The 707-nt window shown below is 45.7% G+C and carries 1 protein-coding gene; it reads left to right on the top strand.

Features of this window, described 5'->3' with window-relative positions:
• On the top strand, positions 1–707 hold a 707-nt coding region (locus tag ACFIQE_RS11175; RefSeq protein ID WP_375707780.1), incomplete at both ends, for a DUF4815 domain-containing protein.

The following is a 707-nucleotide window of genomic DNA, read 5'->3' as shown; positions in this document are numbered from 1 at the left end:
GAATTTAAAGAAGGCACAGATTTTAAAAAAACCGGAGACACCATTGATTGGGCACCCGTGGGAGACGAACCTTTAGCAGGGAGCAGCTATAAGGTGACTTACCGCTATCGCGCAAAAATCACGGCTGATAAAGTAACAGCGCAGGAAATCACTGTCTCAGGTGGGGCGCAAGGTGGTGATATTATCGTCAGTTACACTTACAAATTACCCCGCATTGACCGTATAGGTCTCAACACGGGGGGCAATGTCGTCTATATCAAAGGAGTTTCATCAGATCATCCCATGGCACCAAATGTCCCTGATGATGTGTTGTCCCTTGCAACCATTACCAACAATTGGCTTGAAACGCCGGTTGTGGTTAATGATGGCACCCGTGTTGCCCCCTATGATGAGATGTGGCGCTATTTTCAACGAGTGCTTTCGCTTGACCGTCTGATGCAATTAGAACGGATTAAAAGCAATGTTGACTCTAAAGAGCCTGTTGCCAAAAAAGGCATGTTCGCTGATCCCTTTCTTGATGACTCTTATAGAGATGAAGGCTTTCAACAAACGGGGGCTGTAGGCAACGGCATTTTGCAGCTTGCCATTGACCCAACATTCTATACTGCTCCTTTAAAAGCGCCTGTCACCCTTGACTGGACAAATGAAGTGATCATTGCGCAAGAGTTGACAACGGCTTGCGAAAAAATCAATCCTTATCAAAATTT

It is taken from the genome of Bartonella sp. AA1HLJMS, from assembly GCF_042197445.1.
GTDB lineage: Bacteria > Pseudomonadota > Alphaproteobacteria > Rhizobiales > Rhizobiaceae > Bartonella.
Note: the sequence above shows the minus strand (reverse complement) of the source record. Positions and strands in the feature narration are given on the sequence as shown.